This window comes from Rhodococcus sp. 05-2256-B1 (assembly GCF_002258465.1).
Lineage (GTDB): Bacteria > Actinomycetota > Actinomycetes > Mycobacteriales > Mycobacteriaceae > Rhodococcoides > Rhodococcoides fascians.
Genome location: NZ_NOZA01000027.1, coordinates 248,412 through 273,335, shown reverse-complemented (window position 1 = coordinate 273,335; position 24,924 = coordinate 248,412). Strand labels below are relative to the sequence as shown.

The window sequence follows — 24,924 nt, the reverse complement described above, 5'->3', positions numbered from 1 at the left end:
TCTTCGGGGGTGTTTCGGCGAAGGTGAGGATCAGGGCGGCGTGGTCGACGGACATGACGCCGGTGTTGACGGCGTCGGCGATGTCGGGGAAGTTCTTCATGCCGCGGGCGAGGGCGACGATCTTGGTGGCTTTGGACGGTGAGAGAAGGGTGGTGGAGGTCAGCCAGCCGGCGGGTCCGGGGAACCCGAGTTTCTCTCGGCTCACGCGGGTGTCGATGTCGGCGACGAGGGCGATCCGCCGGGCCTCGAGCAGTTGGATCCGGTGGGAGACATCAGCAGCGTCGGCGAGGAGTTCGCTCTCGCTCAGTTGCCAGATCTCCGTTGTCATGAACCAAGTGTATCGAACGGGTGTTCGATACGAAATGATGGTGCAATCGAAAACTATTGCTGTGCACAAGGATTCGGGAAGCGGAAGGTGTCGGTGGTCCGTGATATCGCTCGGAGAGTACATTTCGAATCTGTGACGACGCCGATCTTGAAGAAATTGCGTGTTCCCGTTGTCGGTGCGCCCATGGCGGGCGGTCCGAGTACTCCCGAGCTCGCCCGGGCTGTGTCCGAGGCCGGCGGACTCGGAATGATCGCCGGCGCGTTGTTGACGCCGGATGCCTTTGCCGCGCAGGTGGATTCGATGCGGGGTCTGGTGTTCGGGGTCAATCTTTTCCTACCCGAGGAGCCGTCGGGCGCGGATGTCGACTCCTACGCCCAGCATCTGGCATCGTGGTTCGAGCGATTCGACGCCGAACCCGGCGTGCTCAAACGCCGCGATGATTACTACCCGGAGAAATTCGCCTGGCTGCTTGCCCATCCGGTGCCGGTGGTGTCGAGTACTTTCGCCACCTTCGATGCCGACGAGGTTGCCCAGCTGCATTCGGTGGGAACCGAAGTGTGGGCAACGGTAGCAACCGCCTCCGACGCGTCCATCGCCACCGCGAACGGTGTGGACGCGCTGGTGGTGCAGGGTCCCGAGGCGGGCGGACACCGAGGCACGTTCGACGGATCGGCCCCGGAAGAGCCGTTGACGGAGTTACTGGTCGCCGTACGTGAAATTTCGGATTTGCCCCGAATCGCGGCCGGCGGGCTCATGGACGGCAACGACATTGCGCCGCTGCTGGATTCGGGTGCCGCGCATGCAGCCCAGCTGGGTACCGCGTTTCTGAACACTCCCGAGGCAGGAACGAAGCCCGTGCACCGCGAGCAGCTGTCCAGTGCGTCGGGTACCGCCGTGACGAAGGCGTTTTCGGGCCGTCCTGCGCGGGGCTTGGTGAACGAGTTCATGCGCGAGAACTCCGACGCCGCTCCGCTGGCGTATCCCGATCTGCACTATCTGACCGCGCCGATGCGCGCGAAGGCCGCAGCTGCGGGTGACCCGTCGGGACTGTCGATGTGGGCCGGGACCGGCTATCGCCGCGCTCAGGCGAAACCGGCGGCCGAGCTGGTCGCCGAATGGGCGAGACAACTCGGCCGCTGAACCAGACCGCTCAGGGGTTGGCGTGGGCGGGCTGGAAGTGTCCCGATGCCTGCGCTTCCTCTGCTCGGATGACGTGCACCACGGCGTTGATCAACGCCAAGTGCGTGAATGCTTGCGGAAAGTTGCCGAGGTGACGGCCGGTGCGATGGTCGATCTCTTCGGCGTAGAGCTTGAGCGGGCTCGCGTAGGCAAGCAGTCGTTCGCACAGGTGCTTGGCGCGCGGGAGTTCGCCGATCTCCACCAGAGCGGACACGAGCCAGAACGAGCAGATCGTGAACGTGCCTTCCTCGCCGGACAAACCGTCGTCGGTGGTGTCGGTTCGATAGCGCAGAACCAAGCCGTCCTCGGTCAACTCGTCGGCGATGGCGAGCACGGTTGCACGAATGCGCTCGTCGTCGGCCGGCAGAAATCGCAGGAGGGGTGCGAGTAGCAACGACGCGTCCAGAGAGGGATCTCCGTACCGCTGCGTCAGTACGCCGCGCGAGTCCACGCCGTTGTCGAGGATGTCGGCCTTGATCTCGTCGGCGATTTCGTTCCACTTGGTCGAGTAGTCCTTCTCGCCGTGGATATCGGCGAGCTTCGCACCGCGATCGAGCGCAACCCAACACATCAGCTTCGAGGACGTGAAGTGCTGGGGCTCACCGCGTACCTCCCAGATGCCACGGTCGGGTTTGCGCCAGTTCGCGATCGCTTCCTCGACCTGCCGCTTGAGCAGAGGCCACAGGAACTCCGGGACGTGTTCACGCGACTTGACGTGCAAGTACACCGAGTCGAGCATGGTGCCCCAGATGTCGTGCTGCTCTTGGTCGTAGGCACCGTTGCCGATACGTACCGGCCGGGCGCCGTCGTACCCGGACAAGTGCGGCAGCTCGGCCTCGTCGAGGGTCTTCTCACCGCCGATGCCGTACATCACCTGGAGCGGGTTGACCTCCCCGTCTGCACTGGTGGCTACATCGGACATGAAGGCGAAGAAGTCGTTGGCCTCACGGTCGAGCCCGAGCGTGTACAGACCCCACAGAGCGAATGTGGAGTCGCGGACCCAGGTGTAGCGATAGTCCCAATTGCGTTCCCCACCAGGTGTTTCGGGTAGCGACGTGGTCGACGCGGCGAGCAGTGCTCCCGTGGGTGCGTAGGTCAGTCCTTTGAGGGTCAGAGCGCTGCGCTGGAGGTAGCCGCGCCACGGATGATCGGGGAATCGGCCGATCGTGATCCACTGCCGCCAGCATTCGGAGGTCTGCCACATCTTGCTGGCCGCTTCCTCGAACGTTTGCGGTGCGGGAAGATCGGACCACGACAGCGCGACGAAGATGTTGTCGCCCTCCGTCATTCGGGTTCGCGCGCGTGCTTCGCGGCCCTCGATGCCTATCCGAAGATTGGTGGTCAATTTGAGGGTGGGCTGGTCGCCGTCGGCGCTCGCCTCGCAGGTCGCGGTGGTCTCCTCGTACACCTTGCCGGTGTACTCCCATGTCGCGGGTGCCCGATGGTAGTCGAAGGCGGGCTCGCAGCTCATCTCCAATTCGACTGTGCCGCTGACACATTTGATGGTCCGAAGCAAGATGTGCTCGGCATCCCAGTCGCTCGGTGCGCGCTTGTGAGTTCGAGAACGCTGGTCGGTGTTGTGCCAGGGGCCCATCACCAACGCGTCACGCACGATGAGCCACCCGGTCTCGGTCTGCCAGGTCGTCTCCACGATGAGGCCGCCGGGCAGGTATCGACGAGCGGCGGGTACCGACTGTCCGTACGGCCCGACGCGGAAGTGGCCCGCGCTTCGATCGAGGACGGCACCGAAAATACTGGGGGAGTCCGGCCGCGGTACACACATCCATTCGACGGAGCCGTTTCGGGCGATGAGGCACGTCGTCTCGCAGTCCGAGAGAAATGCGTAGTCGTCGATGGGCGGAAACGCGCTGCGGGAGGAGACCAACGTGGACACCGGCGCATCGGTGCTGCCCAACGCACCTTGGACTTCCGTTCCGCCCAGGCCTGGATGTCCTGAGCCCATGGCCGGCTCCTCGGCGACCGGGGGCACGGGCGAAACCTCATCGAATGCCGTCATGGCGTAATCATCGACCGATCCGTGGCAGCCGTCCACTGAGAGGCCGTACTCGGCGTGGCGCGGCTCAGGTGGAGCCCTGGTTTAAGCTGCGAGGATGGAATCGTTCGCGCGGTGGTGGGACGGCGTCGAGCTGTGGGTGACGGGCCTTCCGTTCGTTCCGCAGTCGGTGGTCGTCCTCGCAGCGCTCGTTCCGGTTGCGTTCGTCTCGGCTCGGGTGTTCGATCGCGTGCTGGCAGTGATCCTGCGCGTGTTGGGCCGTGACGCCAGCGCAGCACGCGAGGCCGAGCTCTCGGCCTCGACGTCTACGACGAAGGATGGACTGTAATGCCGCGGTCTCGGGTGACATGGGCTCTGATCGCGCTGCTGGCGTTGGTCGTCATCGCGTGGTTGATTACTCGCTGACACGCGCCCGTCGTGCACATGCACGACTCCTCTGATTAGAGTCGGTCCGGAACCTCTGCTAGATTCCTGACCGTGTCTTCTGCCGCCGAGTACCGCGTCCGCCACCAGTTGGCGTTGATTGCTGTCGGCATGCTGGCAGTCGCCGATATCGACTGTTGTTGATTCTTTCCTTCGCGAATCGGTTTCGTCGATCCACTGTCGCCGCGTAGCGCAGTGTGTCCGCACGACGGACCGGAGTCCGTGCCGCCAGTTCGCTGCTTCGCCGGCCGGGTCCTGACTGCTACGGCGCTCAGCGCGAATCTCCTTGCGTGTCTTGTGTTCTTTCCTCATCGTCACACCACCATGAAAGGCCTTTCGCAATGAGGCATCGTTCTCGTTATCTGCTCACCACGTTCGCAGCTGTGGGAACTCTTCTGCTCACCGCCTGCGGCGGCGGTTCCAGCGATGTCGTCGGGGGCGGGTCGGACACTGCCAGTGGCCCGGCACTGACACTCGTCGGCTACGCAGTGCCGAAGAACGGCTGGGACGCAATCGGTCCGGCGTTCGCAGCCACCGAGGATGGAGAGGGTACGGCGATCAACGCCGACTACGGCGCATCGGGAAACCAGTCGCGCAAGGTCGCCGACGGCGCGCCTGCGGACATCGTCAACTTCTCCGTCGAGCCGGATGTCACTCGACTTGTCAAGGCGGGCAAGGTCGACGAGGACTGGAACCAGAACGCGTACGGCGGGGTGCCGTTCGGCTCGGTGGTGACCATCGTCGTCCGCGAGGGCAATCCGAAGAACATCCAGACGTGGGACGACCTGATCAAGCCCGACGTTCAGGTCATCAGCCCGAGCCCCCTCAGCTCCGGATCGGCGAAGTGGAACCTGCTCGCGCCGTACGCCGCCAAGAGCAACGGTGGCCAGGACAAGCAGGCCGGTCTCGACTTCGTCCGTACGCTCGTCGCCGATCACTTCCCTGTGCAGCCCGAATCCGGCCGCGCCGCAACCGAAGCGTTCCTGCAGGGGCAGGGCGACGCGTTACTGAGCTACGAGAACGAGGCACTGCTCATCGAAGAGCAGGGACAGAAGGTGGAGCACGTGGATGTTCCCGTCACCTTCCGCATCGACAACCCGGTGGCAGTGATCAACAGCAGTGCGAACCTCGAGCGTGCGAATGCTCTGAACGATTTCGTCTACTCCGACGAAGGCCAGAAGATCTGGGCCGAGGCGGGTTTCCGGCCGACCAACCCGGAGATCGCCTCCGAGTACTCGGACAAGTTCTTCACGCCCGAAAAGCTCTACACCATCGATGATCTCGGCGGCTGGACTCAGGTCGACGCCGACCTGTTCGGAGACAACGGCGCAATTGCGACGATCTACCAGGAAAGTACTCGGTAGATGTCGTCGTCGACCGGTGAACCCGCGGCCCCGGGTTCGATCGTCCCGCCCAGTGCGACACCTCGGTTTCGTGCTGGGCGGGAAGGCCGCAAGTTCCGGGGCCCCGGTTCGGTGGGTCCGCTGGGCCTCGGTGTCGCCGTTCTGTGGCTCAGTGTCATCGTGCTGCTGCCGTTGGCGGCGTTGACGGTTCAGTCGTTCGACGGCGGCCTCGGTGGTTTCTGGGATGCGGTCACCGAGACACGTGCCATCGCCACGTTCAAGGTGACTCTGCTGGTGTCCGTGGCCGCCGCCGTGATCAACCTCTTTCTCGGCACTCTGATCGCGTGGGTTCTGGTACGCGACGAGTTTCCCGGCAAGCGTTTCGTCAATGCCCTGATCGACCTGCCGTTCGCACTACCGACCATCGTGGCGAGCTTGGTGTTGCTGTCGCTGTACGGGCCGTCGAGTCCGATCGGCATCGTCTTCAACGCCACCAAGCCTGCGGTCATCGTGGCGCTGCTGTTCGTCACGCTCCCGTTCGTGGTGCGTGCGGTGCAGCCGGTGCTGATAGAACTCGACAAGGACGTCGAAGAGGCGGCCGCATCGCTGGGTGCGAACAACTGGACCATCTTTCGGCGCATCGTGTTGCCGGTACTGCTTCCGGCTGTGCTCTCGGGCGGTGGGCTCGCGTTCGCCCGTGCCATCGGCGAATTCGGGTCGGTGGTGTTGATCGGCGGCAACATCCCCGACGACACGCAGGTCGCTTCGCAGTACATCCGTGAACTCATCGAGTACGACCGGCCGATCGACGCAGCCGCAATCTCCGTGGTGCTGTTGGCAATCGCCTTCGCTGTGCTGTTCGTGCTCCGCATCATCGGCAACAGGTTGGCCAGACGGGAAGAGCAGATCTCGTGAAAATCGGTCTCCCGATCAAACTGTCCCTGCGTGCCGTCGCACTGATCTATCTCGCTGTGCTCGTGCTGTTCCCCCTCGGTGCCATCCTGTTTCGCACGTTCGAGGACGGGGTGGTGGCGTTCTGGGAGCAGATCACCACTCCCGCCGCGCAATCCGCTCTCCAACTCTCCCTGTTGATCGTGGCGATCGTCGTTCCCATCAACGTCGTGTTCGGAATCGTCACAGCGTTGGCATTGGTACGCGGACGGTTCCGCGGCAAGGGGATACTCGAAGCGATCGTGGACCTGCCGTTCGCGGTGTCGCCGATCATCACCGGCGTCGCGCTCATCCTGCTGTGGGGTGCCAACGGATGGTTCGGTGGCATCGAAAGCCTCGGTTTCAAGGTCATCTTCGCGCTACCCGGCATGGTCATCGCGACGATATTCGTCACTTTGCCGTTCGTCGTTCGCGAAGTGGAACCGGTCCTGTACGAGATCGGTGAAGAGCAGGAAGAGGCTGCCTCGACCCTGGGTGCGAGTACCTGGCAGACGTTCTGGCGAATCACGTTGCCTGCCATCCGATGGGGACTGACCTACGGCGTGGTGCTCACCGTCGCACGTTCGCTCGGAGAATTCGGCGCCGTCATCATGGTCTCCACCAACCTGCCCGGCATTTCCCAGACGCTCACACTGCTGGTCAATTCACGGTACGAGGACTTCAATCAGCAGGGCGCATATGCGGCGTCCACGTTGCTCATGGCGATCGCCGTCATCGTGCTGCTGCTGATGACGGTTCTCGACAAGAAGAGGACGAAGTAATGACCGAGACATCTTCCGAGATCGAGATCTCCGTGGTCGGCGCAAACAAGCGCTACGGCGATTTCGCCGCCCTCGACGACGTCAGCATCGACATCCCGAAGGGCTCGTTGACGGCGCTGCTCGGACCCAGTGGCTCGGGCAAGTCCACGCTGCTTCGATCCATCGCAGGCCTCGAGCAGCTCGATACGGGCCGAGTGGTGCTGGCGGGCCAGGACGTCACCTGGGTGAGCCCGCAGCGTCGCGAGATCGGGTTCGTGTTTCAGCACTACGCCGCGTTCAAACACCTGACGGTGCGCGACAACGTGGCGTTCGGCTTACAGATCCGCAAGCGGCCCAAGGCCGAAATTGCCAAGAAGGTCGACGAACTGCTCGAGATCGTCGGTCTGGCGGGTTTCCAAGGCCGCTACCCGGCGCAGCTCTCCGGAGGACAGCGTCAACGCATGGCGCTGGCACGTGCACTCGCCGTCGACCCGCAGGTTCTCCTCCTCGACGAGCCCTTCGGTGCCCTCGATGCCAAGGTGCGCGCAGATCTACGGACGTGGCTGCGCCGATTGCACGACGAGGTGCACGTCACCACTGTGTTGGTGACCCACGACCAGGAAGAAGCGCTCGACGTCGCCGACCGAATCGCGGTGCTGAACAAGGGCAGAATCGAACAGGTCGGCACCCCGGAGGATCTCTACGATCGCCCTGCAAACAACTTCGTGATGTCGTTCCTCGGTCAGGTGGCCAGGCTGAACGGACTTCTGGTGCGCCCGCACGACATTCGTGTCGGACGCGACCCGTCGTTGGCACAGGCGCAGGCGAGTGGCACGGCAGAATCTGCCGGGGTGACGCGGGCCGTCGTCGAACGGGTCGTACGCCTCGGCTTCGAGGTGAAGGTCGAGCTGAAGAACGCGGCCACCGGCGAGTTGTTCGCGGCGCAGATCACGCGCGGCGACAGCGAGGCGCTGGGGCTGCACGAGGGCGAAACCGTGTACGTCCGTGCGACTCGGGTTCCGACGATTACGGATACGACGGAATCGGCTCCGGTGCACTGATCGGACGAGCGGGGCTGTTCGTGCTACGCGATCGAGCGATCGTGCGCGAGAGCTGCGTCGTACCGCCGGGAGGCGAGCTCGGCCACTGCCGGATGAGGGCCCAGAACATCGGCGTACGTCACGTTCGGGACGCCGTCCAGCACCTGTGAGATGCGATCGGTGAGCCTCCCGGGTGCCAGGAACCAGGGAGCCACCACGATCCGGGTGGCTCCCAGCGCGTGCAACTGCGCGACCGCGTCCAGTGGAGACGGATCGACGGACGTGGCGAAACAGGTGACGACTCCCGCCCAGCCGGTGCCGGACACCAGATCGTTCGCCACTCGACGGCTACGGTCGTTCGCCGAGGAATCGCTCGATCCGACGGCAGCCAAGGCGACTCCGACGGTCGAATCGCCGAGCGCCGCACCGGTGTCGAGGACACGGTCACGAACGGCGTCGACGAGAAGTCGATCGTCGCCCAGCACCTCGGACTGACCGATCGATACGTGCGGATGCCGCACCCGCGCTGCACCCAACAGCGCGGGCAGGTCCACTTTCGCGTGAAAAGCTTTGCCCAACAACAGTGGAACCGCGACGATGCGGGCATGCCCGGCATCGGCCAAATCGTCGAGTACCTGCTCGACACTGGGCTCACTCAGGTCGAGAAACGCGACGCGCACATCGAGATCCGGACGCCGTCGACGCAGGACGTCGACGGCGCGGTGGATCGTCTCGCTCGAGCGGGGATCGCGGCTGCCGTGCGCTACCGCGAGCAGAGCCGTCACGCCGGAACTGCCGACCCCAGCTCAACGGCGGCCAGTGCGTTGCCCACCAGACCGGCTGCCAGTGTGTTGCCACCGGCCGGATCGATCAGCAAGAAGCTGCCGGTGTGCCTGTTGACGGCGTAGTCGTCGGCCACGATCGGCTCGGCAACGCGAACAGAGATGCGTCCGATTTCGTTGAGCTCCAACGATTCCGGGCCCTCGTGTGCAGTGAGGTCCTGTTCGTCGAAACGCTCGACGAGAGCCCCGACGATGGCCTGGGTGGTACGAGTACCGTGCTTGAGCAGCAGACGAGCGCCCGGGCGAAGCGGCTTCTCGGCGAGCCAGCACACCGTGGCCTCGAAGTCGCCGATCGGTTCCGGTGCGTCCTGCGGGGAGGCGACGGTGTCGCCGCGCGAGACGTCGACATCGTCGGTGAGGACGAGGGTGACGCTACGGCCGGCATGCGCGGTACGCAGCTCGCCGTCTGCGGTGTCGATGCGCTCGACGGTCGTTCGGGTGCCCGACGGCAGAATGACGACCTCGTCGCCGACGTCGACGGAGCCTGCTGCGACCTGGCCGGCATATCCGCGATAGTCCGGGAATTCCGCTGTGCGCGGCCGGATCACGTACTGCACGGGGAAGCGCAGACCGACCCGGTGCGGTTCGGCGTCCACCGGGACCGACTCGAGGTGCTCGATGAGGGTGGGCCCGTCGTAGTACGGGGTCTTGTCGGACTTGACCGCGACGTTGTCGCCGTGCAGTGCGGACACCGGAATTTCGATGACGTCCTCGGTGGACCAGCCGAGCGAGGAAGTCAGCGAATTGAACTCTGCCGAGATCTCGGCGAAGACGGTCGCAGGGTCCTCGACCAGGTCGATCTTGTTGACGGCGAGCACCAGACGCGGAACGCCGAGGAGGGCCAGAACCGCTGCATGCCTTCGGGTCTGAGTGATCACGCCTTTGCGGGCGTCGACGAGCAGGATGACCAACTGCGCCGTCGACGCGCCCGAGACGGTGTTGCGGGTGTACTGCACGTGGCCGGGGGTGTCGGCCAAAACGAAGGAGCGATTGGGCGTCGCGAAGTACCGGTAGGCAACGTCGATCGTGATGCCCTGTTCGCGTTCCGCGCGTAGGCCGTCGACGAGGAGTGACAGGTCGGGAGTAGCCAGACCCTTGTCCACGGACGCGCGCGTGACGGCGTCGATCTGGTCTGCGAGAACAGATTTGGTGTCGTACAACAGGCGTCCGACAAGAGTGGACTTGCCGTCGTCGACGCTGCCGGCGGTGGCGAGGCGAAGAAGCTGGGTGCCGCGAGTGGAGCCTGCGGAATGACCATTGGATATGCCCGTGCTGCTCATCAGAAGTATCCTTCTCGTTTGCGATCTTCCATGGCAGCCTCGGACACGCGGTCGTCGCCGCGAGTGGCTCCGCGCTCGGTCAGCCTGGACGCCGCGACCTCGGCGAGGATCGCTTGATTGTCGGCAGCCTCGGACAGGACGGCACCGGTCGTGGATCCGTCACCGACGGTGCGGTAGCGCACCGACAGTGTCTGCAACTCTTCACCTTCGGCCGGTCCGCCCCAGACGCCCGGCGTCATCCACATGCCGTCGCGCTGATACACCGGGCGCTGGTGGGCGTAGTAGATGCTGGCCAACTCCACGTCGTCGCGAGCGATGTAGCGCCAGATGTCGAGTTCGGTGAAGTTGCTGAGCGGGAACACGCGCACCTGCTCGCCGGGGGAGTGCTTGCCGTTGTACAGATTCCACAGTTCCGGACGCTGCTTCTTCGGCTCCCACTGCCCGAATGCGTTGCGCAGTGAGAAGATTCGCTCCTTGGCGCGGGCGCGTTCCTCGTCGCGTCGGGCACCGCCGAACACGGCGTCGAACCGGTTCTCGGAGATCGCGTCGAGGAGAGGAACGGTCTGCAGAGGGTTGCGGATGCCGTCGGGGCGCTCGGTGAGACGTCCGTCGGCGAGGTACTCCTCGACGCTGGCCACGTGCAGGCGCAGGTTGTACTTCGCAACCACGTGGTCGCGGAAATCCAGCACCTCCTGCAGGTTGTGCCCGGTGTCTACGTGCAGCAGTGCGAACGGCAGGGGAGCGGGCCAGAAGGCCTTGATGGCCAGGTGCAGCAGAACCGTCGAGTCCTTGCCGCCCGAGAACAGGATGACGGGGCGCTCGAATTCGCCGGCCACCTCTCGGAAGATGTGGATGGCTTCGGATTCGAGTGCGTCGAGGGTGTCGAAGCGATCTGCATCGAGATGGGTGCGTCCGACGGTCGCCGTCGTGAGGTCGAGTGTCATGAGGCGTGCAACCCACATTCGGTCTTGGCCTTGCCGGCCCAACGACCGCTGCGCGGGTCGGCTCCGGGGGCAGGTTTGACGGTGCACGGTGCGCACCCGATGGACGGATATCCCTCGTCGACGAGAGGGTTGACCAGGATCGAATGTTCGTCGATGTAGGCCTGCATCTCCTCGTCCGACCACGGTGCGATCGGGTTGATCTTCACGAGGCCGAAGGCGTCGTCGAACGAGATCAACGGAGCGTTGGCGCGTGTCGGGGCCTCGACTCGCCGGATGCCGGTGACCCACGCGCTGTAGTTCGCCAGTTCCTTCTTCAGCGGCGCCACTTTGCGCATCGCGCAGCAGCGGTTCGGTTCGCGGGCGAACAGGTCCTTGCCGTCGATCGCATCCTGTTCTGCGACAGTCTTCTCGGCGCGGGCGTTGACGACGTGCACGCCGTAGACGGCCTCGACGGCATCGCGCGTTCCGATGGTCTCGGCAAAGTGGTAGCCGGTGTCGAGGAACAGGACGTCCACTCCGGGGTGAACCTGTGCGGCGAGGTGAACGAGAACCCCGTCCTGCATGTTGGAGGCGACGATGAAATCGCTACCGAAGGTGTCCTCGGTCCATTGCAACAACTCGAGCGGGCTTGCGCCGTCGAGTTCGCGGGCACCGCGCTCGGCGATGTCCTTCAGTTGGTCGACCGTCAAATTCAGTCTGGTACTCATCGCAAATCCGCCTCGTCTGCTCGCACGGCCCATTGAGCGAACCGTTCGCCGTCTTCGCGGTGCTTGTCGAAATTGCGCACCACTCTGTCGATGTAATCTCCCAGCTCGGAGCTGTTGACCTTGTGCTGACGCAACTTTCGGCCGAACGCACTGTCCAGGCCGAGGCTGCCTCCGAGGTGAACCTGGAAACCCTCGATCTGATTCCCGTCCCCGTCGTCGACCAACTGTCCCTTGAACCCGATGTCGGCGATCTGCGACCGCGCGCACGAGTTGGGGCAACCGTTGATGTTGATCGTAATCGGAACGTCGAGTCGACTGTTGATGTCGGACAAGCGCTCTTCGAGCTCGGGGACGAGAACCTGTGAGCGCTTGCGGGTTTCGGCGAACGAGAGCTTGCAGAACTCGATGCCACTGCACGCCATCAGATTCTTGCGCCAGTGCGAGGGCCGGGCAGGGAGGCCCAGCGCATCGAGGTCCGAGATCAGCTGCTCGAGCGTCTCGTCCGGAACATCGAGGACGATCAGCTTCTGATACGGCGTGAATCGGACGCGATCCGACCCGGCCTTCTCGGCGGCGTCGGCGACGGCCGCGAGGATGGTGCCGGACACGCGACCCGCGATGGGCGCGACACCGACGGCGTTGAGCCCGTTCTTGAGCTTCTGGATCCCGACATGATCACGGGGCCGAGCGGGCTTCTCGGGAGCCGGTCCGTCGATGAGCTTGCGGTGCAGGTACTCGTCCTCGAGGACCTGGCGGAACTTCTCGATGCCCCAGTCCTTGATGAGGAACTTCAGGCGCGCCTTGGTGCGAAGCCGGCGGTAGCCGTAGTCACGGAAGATCGAGACGACGCCTTCCCACACATCGGGAACGTCCGCGAGCGGAACCCAGACTCCGACGCGCTGTGCGAGCATCGGGTTGGTGGACAGGCCGCCGCCGACCCACAGGTCGAGTCCTGGTCCGTACTCGGGGTGGTTCACGCCGATGAAGGCGACGTCGTTGATCTCGTGCACTACGTCCTGCAGACCCGAGATTGCGGTCTTGAACTTGCGTGGCAGGTTCGAGTACTCGGGCTTGCCGATGTACCGCTCGACGATCTCGTCGATGGCTGACGTCGGGTCCAGAATCTCGTCGACCGCTTCGCCCGCGAGTGGGGAACCGAGCACCACACGCGGGCAGTCTCCGCATGCCTCGGTCGTCTTCAGGCCGACTGCCTCGATTCGACGCCAGATCTCGGGGACGTTCTCGACCTCGATCCAGTGGAACTGGACGTTCTCGCGATCGGAGAGGTCCGCGGTGTCGCGGCCGAACTCCTTCGAGATCTGAGCCAGAGTGCGCAGCTGCTCCAGATTCAATGCACCGGCATCGCACCGGATGCGCATCATGAAGTACTTCGCCTCGAGCAGGTCGATGTTGTCGTCACCGGTGAAGGTGCCGTCGTAGCCCTGTTCACGCTGGGTGTAGAGACCCCACCAGCGGAACCGGCCGCGCAGATCGCCCTTGTCGATGCTGTCGAAACCCTGCTTCGAGTAGATGTTCTCGATGCGGGCGCGCACGTTGAGCGGGTTGTCGTCCTTCTTGGACTGCTCGTTGGCGTTGAGCGGCTCTCGATAGCCCAGAGCCCACTGGCCTTCGGCGCGACGCTTGGTCGGCCGCGGCGCTCGCTCTCGCGGTGTGGCGGAGGCAGCGTCGGTGGTCGCGTCGCTGGTCGACGACATGCAATGCTCCTGCATCTTCGGTGCGGGCCGGCTCCGATCGTTGCGCAGAAGAGCGCTCACGAGATGGTGCGGAACCGGTGGATCGAATGGACGTGCTCCAAGGAGGGCTGGGTCAGCAGCCGGTCGTGTGTCGACACGACGCGCTGCAGACGCGGCCGAGATCGACGTGGCGGCGCGCCACGAGTCGAATTCCTGAGTCGGTCACGGGTGCCATTGTGCCACGTCATCGACCGGGTGCCGACCGCGGCGGCCTATTTACCCCGAAATTCCGGTAAATAGGCTGGCAGGGTGCGAGTCGTGCGTGCACAGCGCCCTGGGCGGCGCGTGGATCGGGCCGCCGGTGAACTCTGGGACACTGGAGTCCGTGAATACCGTCGTCGATACCTCCTCAGTCTTCGAGCTGCCGTCCGGCGCATTCGACGGAGTGGGGGAACGTGCGTTCGGGATCTACGTGCATGTGCCCTTCTGCGCCACGCGATGCGGGTACTGCGACTTCAATACGTACACGGCCGGGGAGCTGGGCACATCGGCATCGCCGCAGTCCTGGTTGGAGGGCCTGCGCAGAGAACTCGACGCTGCGGCGAACCTGATCGGAACGGGCGCGGGTCGAGTACCGACGGCCGACACAGTCTTCGTCGGAGGTGGGACGCCGTCGTTGCTCGGGGGCGACGGCCTCGCGGACGTATTGGGCGCGGTCCGGTCGAGCTTCGGGCTGTCCGACGGGGCGGAAGTGACCACGGAGTCGAACCCGGAATCGACGTCGCCTGCATTCTTCGACCGGCTGCGCGACGCCGGGTTCACGCGGGTGTCTTTGGGCATGCAGTCCGCGGCGCCGCACGTTCTGGCGGTTCTGGATCGCACCCACACTCCGGGGCGAGCGGTGGCCGCAGCGAAGGAAGCGTCCGCAGCCGGCTTCGAGCACGTGAACCTCGACCTCATCTACGGAACGCCGGGCGAGCGAGACAGCGATCTCGACCAGTCCCTCGCTGCGGTGCTCGACGCGGGTGTCGACCATGTCTCCGCGTACGCACTGATCGTCGAGGACGGCACCGCCATGGCGCGAAAGGTGCGCCGAGGTGAGTTGCCCGCACCCGACGACGACGTGTTGGCGAGCCGATACGAGCGCATCGACACGGCCATGAACGCAGCAGGCCTGTCCTGGTACGAGGTATCGAACTGGGCCGCCGATTCCGATGCGCGTTGCCGGCACAACATCGGCTACTGGGACGGCGGCGATTGGTGGGGTGCCGGGCCGGGAGCGCACAGCCACATCGGCGGCACGCGATTCTGGAACGTCAAACACCCGGCCACCTACGCCGATCGGCTCGCCGCGGGCGATCTGCCGGTGCAGGGCAGTGAGCTGCTCACCGCGCAGGACCGTCATCTCGAAGAACTGATGCTGACCGTGCGTCTGCGCTCAGGAGTGCCGATGAGTCTGCTGGGGCCGACCGAGCTCGCAGCCGCCGAGCAGACCGTGGCGGACGGGTTGATGGTGCAGCGAGGCGATCACCTCGTGCTGACCGACCGCGGCCGGTTGCTCGCCGACGCCGTGGTGCGCACCATCGCCGCGGCCTGAGCGATCTGTTTCAGGCTGCAGTGTTCTCGGGCCTTCGAACCCTCAGGCTCCCAGGGCGTCGTAGTCGAACACTCTGGCGTGCAACACCGTTCGACTGCGCAGCGCCGCCCGGACAGCGCGGTGCAGGCCGTCCTCGAGGTAGATGACGCCTCGGAACTGCACAGCATGGGGGAACAGGTCGCCGTAGAAGGTGGAGTCCTCGGACAACAACCGGTCGAGTTCGAGCACCTTGGTGGTGGTGACGATCTCGTCCAAACGCAGTTGGCGTGGAGGAATTCTCGACCAGTCCCTGATGGACAGGCCGTGCTCCGGGTAGGGCTTTCCGTCTCGTACACCCTTGAAGATCATCGCGAGCCTCGAACCGCTGGACCGAATCGAAAGACAGTTTCCACTCGGACCACAGTAAGGCCTTGCACGAGCATGCGTTCCTCGGCTACTAGACTCGAGCGACGATTGGCAACGAGAACGGAGGTGGGCACCGATGTCGAGCACCGACGACAGGCGGTTCGAGGTTCTGCGAGCGATCGTGGCGGACTACGTGTCCACTCAGGAGCCCGTCGGATCGCGTGCTCTTGTCGAGCGTCACAACTTGGGTGTGTCGAGTGCGACCGTGCGCAACGACATGGCGGTCCTCGAGGCCGAGGGCTACATCGCCCAACCGCACACCAGCTCCGGGCGGGTGCCGACCGACAAGGGCTACCGCCAGTTCGTGGACCGGATCGCCGACGTCAAACCGTTGTCAGCGGCCGAGCGCCGCGCCATTCTGGAGTTTCTCGAGAACGGCGTCGACCTGGACGATGTGCTGCGCCGCGGGGTTCGACTGCTCGCTCAGCTGACCCGGCAGGTAGCCGTGGTTCAGTACCCGACGCTGTCGGCGTCCTCGGTTCGACATCTGGAGGTCGTCGCTCTCACACCGGCTCGGCTGCTGTTGGTGCTCATCACCGACTCCGGCCGGGTCGATCAACGCATCGTCGAACTCGGCGACGTCATCGACGACGAGAACTTGGCCCAGTTGCGGCGGTTGCTCGGCGGCGCACTGGAAGGCAAGCGGCTGGCGGCGGCGTCCGCAGCCGTGGCCGAGCTGGCCGAGAATGCACCTCCCGCCCTGCGTGACGCGATGATTCGTTCGGCCACGGTGCTGGTGGAATCGCTCGTCGAACATCCCGAGGAGCGGCTGGTTCTCGGCGGAACGGCCAATCTGACGCGCAACGCGGCGGACTTCGCGGGAGACGCAGGGTTTCCGGGATCGCTCCGAGCGGTACTCGAAGCGCTGGAAGAGCAAGTGGTGGTACTCAAGCTGCTCGCCGTGACGCAGGACACCCGCACCGTCACCGTGCGTATCGGCGAGGAGACGCAGGTCGAGGAGATGCGCGGAACATCGGTGATTTCCACCGGATACGGCTCTGCTGGCATGGTCCTGGGAGGGATGGGCGTTCTCGGCCCCACCCGAATGGACTATCCAGGAACAATCGCGTCGGTCGCGGCGGTTGCCAGGTACATCGGCGAGGTCCTGGCCGAGCGCTGACGCGAGCCGACGATCCATCGTCGGCCGCGGGGGCACAGCGGCCGTGACACAGCATCAACGAACGAGATCCATCTTCTAGGACGAAAGAGACGACGTGGCACGGGATTATTACGGGACTTTGGGCGTCGGCCAGCAGGCGACGGACCAGGAGATCAAACGCGCGTACCGCAAATTGGCGCGAGAGTTGCACCCGGACGTGAACCCGGACGAGGCCGCACAGGCCAGGTTCAAGGACATTTCCACCGCATACGAGGTGCTCTCCGATCCGGAGAAGCGTCGAATCGTCGACCTCGGCGGCGATCCTCTGCAGCAGGGCGGCGGTGGTGGAGGCGGCGGATTCGGTGGTGCCGGATTCGGCGGTGGCCTCGGCGACGTCTTCGAAGCGTTCTTCGGCGGCGGCGCAGGCGGTGGACAGCGCGGACCCAAGGGACGCGTACAACCCGGAGCCGATTCGCTGCTGCGAACCAAACTCACCCTCGACGAATGCGCCACCGGCGTCACCAAGCACATCACCGTCGACACGGCGATCCTGTGCGACCTGTGCACCGGCTCGGGCACCAACGGCGATTCCAAGCCCGTTCGGTGCGAGACCTGTGGCGGTGCCGGCGAAGTGCAGTCGGTGCAGCGCTCGTTCCTCGGCCAGGTCATGACCAGCCGTCCGTGCCCCACCTGCCGCGGTGCAGGCGAGACCATCCCGGACCCCTGCCGCAAGTGCGGCGGCGACGGCCGGGTGCGTTCGCGTCGGGACATCTCGGTGAAGGTGCCGGTCGGCGTCAGCAACGGCATGCGCATCAGGTTGGCCTCGCAGGGCGAGGTCGGGCCGGGTGGCGGCCCCGCAGGCGATCTCTACGTGGAAATCGTGGAGCAGCAGCACGAGGTGTTCGTCCGTGACGGCGACGATCTGCACTGCACCGTTCGCGTCCCGATGGTCGACGCGGCACTCGGTACGTCGGTGACGGTCGACGCCATCATCGACGGCCCGACCGAGATCTCGATCGAGCAAGGGACACAACCGAACTCGACGACGGTGCTGCGCGGGCACGGGATGCCCAAGCTCCGTTCGGGTATCCGCGGTGACCTGCACGCCCACCTCGAGGTCATCGTGCCGACTAAGCTGGACAGCAAGCAGACCCACCTGCTCGAACAGCTCAAGACCATGCGCGACCGCGATTCGGCGGAGGTCGTCACCACCGGTTCGGCACACAGCGGTGGCCTGTTCTCGCGGTTGCGGGAAGCCTTCAGCGGGCGCTGATTCATGGCCCCCACGGTCTTCTATCTCACGCCGCTGCCGGCCGTGGGAGAGCTCGCCGTGCTCGACGGCAAAGAAGGTCATCACGCCGCGACCGTGCGGCGGATCCGAGTCGGCGAGCGGCTGCTGCTCAGTGACGGTGCCGGCGGTCTGGCCGACACGGTCGTCGTCGGTGCCGAGAAGAACCGACTCGAACTGACGGTGCAGTCGCGCACGGACATGCCGCGAGCCACTCCCACGGTGACGCTGGTTCAGGCACTGCCGAAGGCGGACCGCTCCGAACTGGCGATCGAGCTGGCCACCGAGGCCGGGATCGACGCAGTGGTGCCATGGCAGTCGGCGCGATGCGTCGCTCGCTGGGAAGGGCCCAAGGCGACCAAGGGGGTCGCGCGCTGGCGCAGCACCGCCGCCGAGGCGGCCAAGCAATCGCGTCGCGCATACATCCCCGAGGTCTCCGAGTTGCACGATTCACGCTCGGTGTACGCACTCGTGCACCGGATCGTGGCGGGCGGCGGCATCGTCGCCGTCCTGCACGAAGCGGCCACCTCGGCATTCCGCGACCTGCCGTTCGATTCGGTGCCCGAGGTCGCGATCGTCGTCGGACCCGAGGGTGGCCTCGACGACAGAGAGATCGCGGCTCTGACCGAGGCAGGCGCGACCCCGGTGGTGCTGGGGCCGACGGTGCTGCGAACCTCGACGGCCGGAGCTGTTGCGTTGGGAGCTCTCGGCGTTCTGACGACGCGGTGGGCGCAACTTCCGCCCGATTTCCCGAACGCATGAGCGTTCGCATCAAGATCGCGTACGGCGCGCATCCGGAACAGTTCGGTCACCTCTATCTGCCGTCCGCGCCGATCACGCCCGCGACACCGGTGGTCGTGATCGTGCACGGTGGATTCTGGAGTGGGCAGTACGCGTCGAATCTGGGCACCCAGTTCGCCCGAGCTGTCGCCGGAGCCGGTGCGGTGGCTTGGAACATCGAGTACCGACGCGTCGGTGCGGGCGGGCACTGGCCGGAGATGCAGGCCGACGTGCGCGCCGCACTCGACGCCGTGGCCGGGGTGGTACAGCACCACGCCCCGGTCGGTGTCGACGATGTCCGCGTCATCGGGCACTCGGCGGGCGGCCACCTCGCAGTGTGGCTCGGCGGCGAAACCGACACGACGGTCCGGCCGTCGCGCATCGTCTCGCAGGCGGGTGTCCTCGATCTGGAGCCGCGCGGGGCGTCGGGACGTACCAATCCGGCGGTCGAGGCCCTGGTGCAGGCCCGCTACGAAGACGAGCCCGAGCTGTACCGGTCGGCCTCACCTCTGGCCCGACTACCCATCGGAATCCCGACGATCTGTCTGCACGGATCCGATGACCTTCAGGTCCCGGCTTCGCAGAGCTCGAGGTACGTCGAGGCCGCACGAGCCGCGGGCGACGACGCGGAGCCGGCGATCGTGCCGGGCGAGGACCACTTCGCCTTCCTGAACCCGGATTCGCGGTGCTGGGCGCTCTCGCTCGAGGCCGTCCTGGGCGAGCGCCGTGGGTAATAGGAATGCGCATCGATCCTGCGGCGTTAAACTTGGTCCGAGCGCGACCTGACGGACGCGTTCGAAAACATCAGCGTCACCGGTCGAAACAAGAGAGCAGGCCATAGCCACCACGTGAGTGAACACAGCGAATTTCCCGCCGAGCGCGACGTTCGGTCCACCTTGGAGCTCGCCCCCGAAGCAGTGATGCCGCTGCTGGGACAGTCCGACGAGAACCTCCGGGCGCTCGAGCAGATGCTGACGGCCGACATCCACGTACGAGGAAACGCCGTGACGCTCACCGGGAAGGTGCCCGATGTGGCGTTGGCCGAGCGGGTGATCACCGAATTGGCGGCATTGGCCAAACGTGCTCAGCCACTGACTCCCGACGCAGTGCGCCGGTCGATCGCCATGCTCACCGAGGGGGTGTCGGATTCTCCCGCCGAGGTGCTGAGCCTGGACATTCTGTCGCGTCGAGGCAAGACCATTCGGCCCAAGACGTTGAACCAGAAGCGCTACGTCGACGCGATCGATTCCAACACGATCGTGTTCGGAATCGGTCCTGCCGGAACGGGCAAGACCTACCTGGCCATGGCCAAGGCAGTGCAGGCATTGCAGACCAAGCAGGTCAGCCGCATCATCCTGACGCGGCCTGCGGTGGAGGCGGGTGAGCGTCTGGGCTTTCTGCCCGGAACCTTGCACGAGAAGATCGACCCGTATCTGCGTCCACTGCACGACGCCTTGCACGACATGATGGACGACGAGGCTATTCCCAAGCTGATGCAGGCCGGAGTCATCGAGGTCGCGCCGCTCGCCTACATGCGTGGCCGTACGCTCAACGACGCGTTCATCATTCTCGACGAGGCGCAGAACACCACGGCCGAACAGATGAAGATGTTCCTCACGCGTCTCGGATTCGGATCGAAGATCGTCGTCACCGGAGACGTGACGCAGGTCGACCTACCCGGCGGTGCCCGCTCGGGCCTTCGTGCGGCGTCGGAGATTCTCACCGATGTGGACGACATCCACTTCGCGCAACTGACCAGTAGTGACGTGGTGCGGCACCGGCTCGTTTCGGAAATCGTCGACGCCTACGAGCGCTTCGAGTCCGCATCGGAAGGCGTCATCGCGAACCGCGCGCAACGCCGTGCCGGTGGGCCGCGTTCGGCGAGAAGATGATTCAGGCGTACGGAAACGGTAATGCAGGCAACGAGAGCGTGGGTAGTGGCTAGATGAGTATCGAAGTGTCCAACGAGTCGGGGATGGACATCTCCGAGCCCGAACTGGTCTCGGTCGCACGGTTCGCGATCGCAGGCATGGACGTGCACCCCGCTGCGGAACTGTCCATGGTGCTGGTGGATTCGGCAACCATGGCAGATCTGCACATGCGCTGGATGGATCTGCCCGGCCCCACCGACGTGATGTCGTTTCCTATGGACGAGCTCGAACCGGGCGGTCGTCCCGATGCTCCCGAGCCCGGACCGGCGATGCTGGGAGACATCGTGCTGTGCCCGTCCTTCGCGGCGGATCAGGCCGCGGCAGCAGGACATTCGCTCGAACACGAGCTCGCGCTGCTCACCGTGCACGGCGTGCTGCACCTGCTCGGCTACGACCACGCCGAGCCGGACGAAGAGAAGGAAATGTTCGAGCTGCAGAACCGTCTGCTGGCCGAATGGTACGAGGACGCCAGGCGGGCGGAGCAGGCAGCCGAACAGGCCGTTCGAGACGCTCGGCTGCTCGGCAAGGCCGGCTTCGTCGACGGTCTCGACCGATGATGTGCGTGTTCGGACCAGCGGGAGTGCGGGGTCCTAGCGCGTGAGCAGTGCTGCCGCACTCATCGTCTTCGCCGTTCTGCTGGTTCCTCTCGGCGGCTTGTTCGCCGCAGTCGATTCGGCCCTGAACACCGTCTCGCGGGCGCGAATCGAAGACATGGTCAAGGACGAGCGACCGGGTGCCACCGGCCTCGTCGTCGTGGTTGCCGACCGCCCGCGGTACGTCAATCTCATGGTGCTGCTTCGTATTCTGTGCGAAATCGGCGGCACGGTGCTGCTCGCAGGCGGCCTGACCCAATTGATCGACTCGACCACCGCGCTCGTGATCACCGCTGTGGCAATGGTTTTGGTCAGTTACGTCGTGATCGGCGTCGGTCCGAGAACGCTGGGTAGGCAGAACGCGTACTCGATCGCGCTCGCCGCAGCGTTGCCGTTGCGCGCCCTTGGCTGGCTCCTCGGGCCGATCAGCAGGCTGCTCATCCTCATCGGTAACGCGATCACCCCGGGCAAGGGATTTCGCAACGGCCCGTTCGCATCCGAGATCGAGCTACGTGAGCTGGTCGACATGGCTCGCGAGCGCGGAGTCGTGGCCGACGACGAACGCCGAATGATTCAATCGGTGTTCGAGCTGGGCGATACCTCGGCCCGCGAGGTCATGGTGCCGCGGCCTGAGATGGTGTGGATCGAATCCGACAAGTCGGCGGGGCAGGCGACGTCGCTGGCCGTGCGCAGTGGGCACTCTCGCATCCCGGTGATCGGCGAGAACGTGGACGATATCGTCGGCGTGGTGTACCTCAAAGACCTTGTGCAGCAGACGTATTACTCCACCGACGGTGGGCGAGGCGTCCAGGTCTCCGAACTGATGCGTCCGGCGGTGTTCGTACCGGACTCCAAGCCGCTCGACAGTCTTCTCGCCGAGATGCAGCGAGACCGAAACCATATGGCGTTGTTGGTCGACGAGTACGGCGGCATCGCGGGCCTGGTGACCATCGAGGACGTCATCGAGGAGATCGTCGGCGAGATCGCCGACGAATACGACTCGGACGAGGTAGCACCCATCGAGCAACTCGAAGACGGACGGTTCCGGGTGTCCTCGCGGGTACCGCTCGAGGATCTGGGTGAAATCTTCGGTATCGACATCGAATCCGAGGAGGTCGATACCGTCGGCGGACTCCTCGGCTACGAGCTCGGCCGCGTGCCGCTGCCCGGTTCCGAAGTAACCACTCACGGGCTGTTGCTGCGCGGCGAGGGCGGAGCCGACCCGAAGGGCCGCGTCCGCATCACCACCGTGCTGGTCGAAAAGCTCGAACCCGACGAAGAATCCACCGAGGACGACGACTCGTCGGACGTCACTCACCAACACTGAAATCTGGAGGTGCTCGATGTCCGAGCAACACACCGAAGAGTTCCGATCCGGATTCGTCTGTTTCGTAGGCCGGCCCAACACCGGCAAGTCCACCCTGACCAATGCACTGGTGGGGTCGAAGATCGCCATCACGTCCTCGCGACCCCAAACCACGCGCCACACGATCCGCGGCATCGTGCACCGCGACCACGCGCAACTGATCCTCGTCGACACCCCGGGGCTGCACCGACCGAGAACGCTTCTGGGCCAACGCCTCAACGACCTGGTGCAGGACACCTACTCCGAGGTCGACGTCATCGGACTGTGCATCCCCGCCGACGAGAAGATCGGACCGGGCGACCGATGGATCCTCGAACAAGTGCGGCACATCGCGCCGAAGACCACCCTGATCGGCATCGTGACCAAGATCGACAAGGTCAAGAAGGAACGCGTCGTACATCAGTTGATGTCGTTGTCGAAGCTGCTGGGCGAGAATTCGCACGTCATCCCGGTATCGGCCGAATCCGGTGAGCAGATCGAGAAGCTCGTCGACCTCCTGGCCTCCGAATTGCCGTCGGGTCCCGCCTTCTATCCCGACGGGGAACTGACGGACGAGCCGGAGGAAATCCTCATGGCCGAGCTGATCCGCGAGGCAGCGCTCGAAGGTGTCCGCGACGAGCTCCCGCACTCGCTGGCAGTGGTCATCGAGGAGGTCGTGCCGCGCGAGGGCCACGACAACATGCTCGATGTGCACGCGATCCTGTACGTCGAACGGTCCAGCCAGAAGGCCATCATCATCGGCAAGGGCGGTTCGCGACTCAAAGAGGTCGGCACCGCGTCGCGACTGCAGATCGAGAAATTGCTCGGTACCCGCATCTACCTGGATCTGCACGTCAAGATCGCCAAGGACTGGCAGACCGACCCCAAGCAGATGGGCAAGCTCGGTTTCTGACGTGCCCTGACGAGCAGGCTACGAGGTGTCGCTCACCCGGTTCCACCACGGCTCGGGGCGTCGGCGATGCCACTGCAGTACGTTCTCGAGTTGAGCGGCCACCGAGACCAGCAGAGGCTCTGTGGATTCGTGGCCCATCAGCTGCAGACCGATCGGTAGACCGGCTTTCGTCAGTCCCGCGGGGACGTTGACGCTGGGCCAACCGAGGACGTTCCACGGCCACGTGTACGGGCAGTGTTCGGTGATCACACGGTCGGTGTCGGCGTTGGAGATGCCGTCGATGGCGTCGACCCGCGGAGGCGGCGTGGCCGTCGTCGGGGCGAGCACGATGTCGTAGTCGTCGAAGAACTGGCCGATGCGGCGGGCTATCCGTGGCTCCGCCGCGCGGGCCGCCCGCAGTGGTGCGCCGGCGAGGGCTCGTCCGCTCCTCGCGTTGGCTCGGGTCCGGGGGTCGGCCAGAGACGGGTCGGGCAGGCGGTCGAGCCAGGCCGCGACTCCGGCCAACGACCGCGGTAAGAAGTTGAGCCCCAACAACATTCCGTACGCCGGATCGTCGACGACCACGCGGTGACCGAGCAACCGCAGCACGGCCGCCATCTCGTACGCCGCAGCCGTGATCTCGGGATCCAGTGCCGCGGGTGTCGGAATGAACGGCTTACGCAGACTCAACGCGATGCGCAGGGAACCGGGGTCGCGGCCGACGGCGTCCGAGACGGTCAGCGGAGTGGGCCGGTGCAGATCGCCGTCGTGCCCACCGGAGACCACATCGAGAAGCAGGGCTGCGTCGGCCACCGTTCGGGCGAGTGGTCCGATGACGGTGATGCCGTTGAACGCCTCGGCATCGGGCCAGGTGGAAATTCGGCCGCGCTGCGGCTTGATGCCGACGAGGTTGGTCCACGACGCCGGGATGCGCACTGAGCCGGCGCCGTCGGAACCCAGAGCGGCGGAGACCAATTCGGCTGCGACCGCGGCAGAACTGCCACCGGAGGAACCGCCCGGAGTTCGGTCTCGGTGCCACGGATTCCTCGTGTGGCCGAACGATCCGCCCGTGAACGGCCATTGCCCGAGTTCGGGACTGTTGGTCTTTCCCACGATGATCGCCCCTGCCGCACGCAGTCGGCGGACCACCTCGGAGTCCTCGGTGGCCAGAGGAAACCGGCCCGCGCAGCCGAATGCGGTCGGTTCGCCGACGATGTCGACGTCGTCCTTGACTGCGATCGGAACGCCGAGCAGGGGAGCGGACGAGCCCGCAGCGATCAGCCGATCGGCCTCGGCGGCTTCGGTGAGGGCGGCATCGCGTCGCACGATCCGGAACGCGTTGAGGGTGGGTTGACTGCGTTCTATGCGATCCAGTGCAGCGGTGACCACCTCGACCGAGGTGACGCTTCTCGACGCGAGTTCGGCAGCCTGAGCAACGAGTGTCGACCGATGGAAATCCACGTGTGCACAGTATCGACTCACCGTCAGCGCGGGAACGATCTTCGTCGA

General features: G+C 65.1%; 25 protein-coding genes. 16 read left to right on the top strand and 9 right to left on the bottom strand.

Annotated elements, in window-relative coordinates; all coding sequences use genetic code 11:
- Window positions 1-328: DUF222 domain-containing protein (locus tag CH285_RS16770; protein ID WP_143545006.1), on the bottom strand; the 328-nt coding region annotated here is incomplete at its 3' end.
- A 132-nt stretch (window positions 329-460) separates the two neighbouring features.
- Here CH285_RS16770 and CH285_RS16765 point away from each other — a divergent pair.
- Window positions 461-1,468 carry an NAD(P)H-dependent flavin oxidoreductase gene (locus CH285_RS16765; RefSeq protein WP_032382755.1) on the top strand — a complete coding sequence of 336 codons (1,008 nt, stop codon included), beginning with the start codon at window positions 461-463 and terminating at the stop codon, window positions 1,466-1,468.
- 10 nt (window positions 1,469-1,478) lie between these two features.
- Here the strand turns inward: CH285_RS16765 and CH285_RS16760 are convergent, their stop codons facing one another.
- Entirely contained in the window at window positions 1,479-3,524 is a 2,046-nt protein-coding gene (locus CH285_RS16760; protein ID WP_032382904.1) for a glycoside hydrolase family 15 protein, read from the bottom strand.
- A gap of 94 nt (window positions 3,525-3,618) precedes the next feature.
- Between CH285_RS16760 and CH285_RS16755 the strand changes: the two genes are divergently transcribed.
- The 6 genes from CH285_RS16755 (at window position 3,619) to CH285_RS16735 (ending at window position 8,039) form a co-directional block, all read left to right on the top strand.
- On the top strand, window positions 3,619-3,849 hold the full coding sequence (locus CH285_RS16755; RefSeq protein ID WP_094644307.1) for a hypothetical protein: 231 nt from the start codon (window positions 3,619-3,621) through the stop codon (window positions 3,847-3,849).
- A 149-nt stretch (window positions 3,850-3,998) separates the two neighbouring features.
- Window positions 3,999-4,088: an Ms4533A family Cys-rich leader peptide gene (locus CH285_RS28725; protein WP_310180897.1), complete on the top strand. Its 90-nt coding sequence runs from the start codon at window positions 3,999-4,001 to the stop codon at window positions 4,086-4,088.
- Window positions 4,089-4,285: 197 nt separating this feature from the next.
- The gene (locus CH285_RS16750) at window positions 4,286-5,308 is read left to right on the top strand and encodes a sulfate ABC transporter substrate-binding protein (RefSeq protein ID WP_027497513.1); all 1,023 of its coding nucleotides are present in this window, start codon (window positions 4,286-4,288) and stop codon (window positions 5,306-5,308) included.
- Window positions 5,309-6,202: a sulfate ABC transporter permease subunit CysT gene (gene cysT / locus CH285_RS16745; protein ID WP_032382757.1), complete on the top strand. Its 894-nt coding sequence runs from the start codon at window positions 5,309-5,311 to the stop codon at window positions 6,200-6,202.
- The gene (gene cysW, locus CH285_RS16740; protein ID WP_027497511.1) at window positions 6,199-6,999 is read left to right on the top strand and encodes a sulfate ABC transporter permease subunit CysW; all 801 of its coding nucleotides are present in this window, start codon (window positions 6,199-6,201) and stop codon (window positions 6,997-6,999) included. The genes cysT and cysW overlap by 4 nt, the downstream gene beginning before the upstream one ends.
- Entirely contained in the window at window positions 6,999-8,039 is a 1,041-nt protein-coding gene (locus CH285_RS16735) for a sulfate/molybdate ABC transporter ATP-binding protein (RefSeq protein ID WP_032368179.1), read from the top strand. Before cysW ends, CH285_RS16735 begins: the two co-directional genes overlap by 1 nt.
- A 23-nt stretch (window positions 8,040-8,062) precedes the next feature.
- On the opposite strand, the gene CH285_RS16730 is transcribed toward CH285_RS16735, so the two are convergent.
- From CH285_RS16730 to CH285_RS16710, 5 genes are read right to left on the bottom strand one after another with little or no spacing between them, the layout of a single operon-like run.
- Window positions 8,063-8,803 carry a sirohydrochlorin chelatase gene (locus CH285_RS16730; RefSeq protein WP_032382758.1) on the bottom strand — a complete coding sequence of 247 codons (741 nt, stop codon included), beginning with the start codon at window positions 8,801-8,803 and terminating at the stop codon, window positions 8,063-8,065.
- Complete coding sequence (locus tag CH285_RS16725; RefSeq protein WP_094644306.1) at window positions 8,800-10,140, bottom strand: sulfate adenylyltransferase subunit 1; 1,341 nt, start codon at window positions 10,138-10,140, stop codon at window positions 8,800-8,802. Before CH285_RS16725 ends, CH285_RS16730 begins: the two co-directional genes overlap by 4 nt.
- Window positions 10,140-11,084 carry a sulfate adenylyltransferase subunit CysD gene (gene cysD, locus CH285_RS16720; RefSeq protein WP_027497507.1) on the bottom strand — a complete coding sequence of 315 codons (945 nt, stop codon included), beginning with the start codon at window positions 11,082-11,084 and terminating at the stop codon, window positions 10,140-10,142. Before cysD ends, CH285_RS16725 begins: the two co-directional genes overlap by 1 nt.
- A complete protein-coding gene (locus CH285_RS16715) occupies window positions 11,081-11,791 on the bottom strand; it encodes a phosphoadenylyl-sulfate reductase (protein WP_032368442.1) in 711 nt (236 codons plus the stop codon). Before CH285_RS16715 ends, cysD begins: the two co-directional genes overlap by 4 nt.
- Window positions 11,788-13,506 carry a nitrite/sulfite reductase gene (locus CH285_RS16710; protein WP_027497505.1) on the bottom strand — a complete coding sequence of 573 codons (1,719 nt, stop codon included), beginning with the start codon at window positions 13,504-13,506 and terminating at the stop codon, window positions 11,788-11,790. The genes CH285_RS16715 and CH285_RS16710 overlap by 4 nt, the downstream gene beginning before the upstream one ends.
- A gap of 364 nt (window positions 13,507-13,870) precedes the next feature.
- On the opposite strand from CH285_RS16710, the gene hemW reads away from it, so the two are divergent.
- Window positions 13,871-15,082 (top strand): radical SAM family heme chaperone HemW, encoded by a 1,212-nt coding sequence (hemW, locus tag CH285_RS16705; protein ID WP_032382759.1) that lies wholly within the window; start codon window positions 13,871-13,873, stop codon window positions 15,080-15,082.
- Window positions 15,083-15,124: 42 nt separating this feature from the next.
- On the opposite strand, the gene CH285_RS16700 is transcribed toward hemW, so the two are convergent.
- Complete coding sequence (locus CH285_RS16700) at window positions 15,125-15,430, bottom strand: type II toxin-antitoxin system VapB family antitoxin (RefSeq protein WP_027497503.1); 306 nt, start codon at window positions 15,428-15,430, stop codon at window positions 15,125-15,127.
- A 133-nt stretch (window positions 15,431-15,563) separates the two neighbouring features.
- Between CH285_RS16700 and hrcA the strand changes: the two genes are divergently transcribed.
- From hrcA to era, 8 genes are all read left to right on the top strand, one after another.
- On the top strand, window positions 15,564-16,607 hold the full coding sequence (hrcA, locus tag CH285_RS16695) for a heat-inducible transcriptional repressor HrcA (RefSeq protein WP_027497502.1): 1,044 nt from the start codon (window positions 15,564-15,566) through the stop codon (window positions 16,605-16,607).
- Between the two features lie 94 nt (window positions 16,608-16,701).
- Window positions 16,702-17,859, top strand: a complete 1,158-nt coding sequence (gene dnaJ / locus CH285_RS16690; RefSeq protein ID WP_027497501.1) for a molecular chaperone DnaJ — start codon at window positions 16,702-16,704, stop codon at window positions 17,857-17,859.
- A 3-nt stretch (window positions 17,860-17,862) separates the two neighbouring features.
- Window positions 17,863-18,636 carry a 16S rRNA (uracil(1498)-N(3))-methyltransferase gene (locus CH285_RS16685; protein WP_032370240.1) on the top strand — a complete coding sequence of 258 codons (774 nt, stop codon included), beginning with the start codon at window positions 17,863-17,865 and terminating at the stop codon, window positions 18,634-18,636.
- Window positions 18,633-19,388, top strand: coding sequence for an alpha/beta hydrolase family protein (locus CH285_RS16680; protein ID WP_094644305.1), 756 nt, complete (start codon window positions 18,633-18,635; stop codon window positions 19,386-19,388). The genes CH285_RS16685 and CH285_RS16680 overlap by 4 nt, the downstream gene beginning before the upstream one ends.
- 114 nt (window positions 19,389-19,502) lie before the next feature.
- Window positions 19,503-20,546, top strand: a complete 1,044-nt coding sequence (locus CH285_RS16675; protein WP_032370242.1) for a PhoH family protein — start codon at window positions 19,503-19,505, stop codon at window positions 20,544-20,546.
- A 53-nt stretch (window positions 20,547-20,599) separates the two neighbouring features.
- A complete protein-coding gene (gene ybeY / locus CH285_RS16670; RefSeq protein ID WP_032368173.1) occupies window positions 20,600-21,142 on the top strand; it encodes an rRNA maturation RNase YbeY in 543 nt (180 codons plus the stop codon).
- A gap of 40 nt (window positions 21,143-21,182) precedes the next feature.
- Complete coding sequence (locus CH285_RS16665; RefSeq protein ID WP_027497496.1) at window positions 21,183-22,505, top strand: hemolysin family protein; 1,323 nt, start codon at window positions 21,183-21,185, stop codon at window positions 22,503-22,505.
- A 16-nt stretch (window positions 22,506-22,521) separates the two neighbouring features.
- Window positions 22,522-23,436, top strand: a complete 915-nt coding sequence (gene era, locus CH285_RS16660; protein ID WP_094644304.1) for a GTPase Era — start codon at window positions 22,522-22,524, stop codon at window positions 23,434-23,436.
- 18 nt (window positions 23,437-23,454) lie between these two features.
- Here the strand turns inward: era and CH285_RS16655 are convergent, their stop codons facing one another.
- Window positions 23,455-24,876 carry an amidase gene (locus CH285_RS16655; protein WP_094644303.1) on the bottom strand — a complete coding sequence of 474 codons (1,422 nt, stop codon included), beginning with the start codon at window positions 24,874-24,876 and terminating at the stop codon, window positions 23,455-23,457.
- Window positions 24,877-24,924 lie beyond the last annotated feature (48 nt).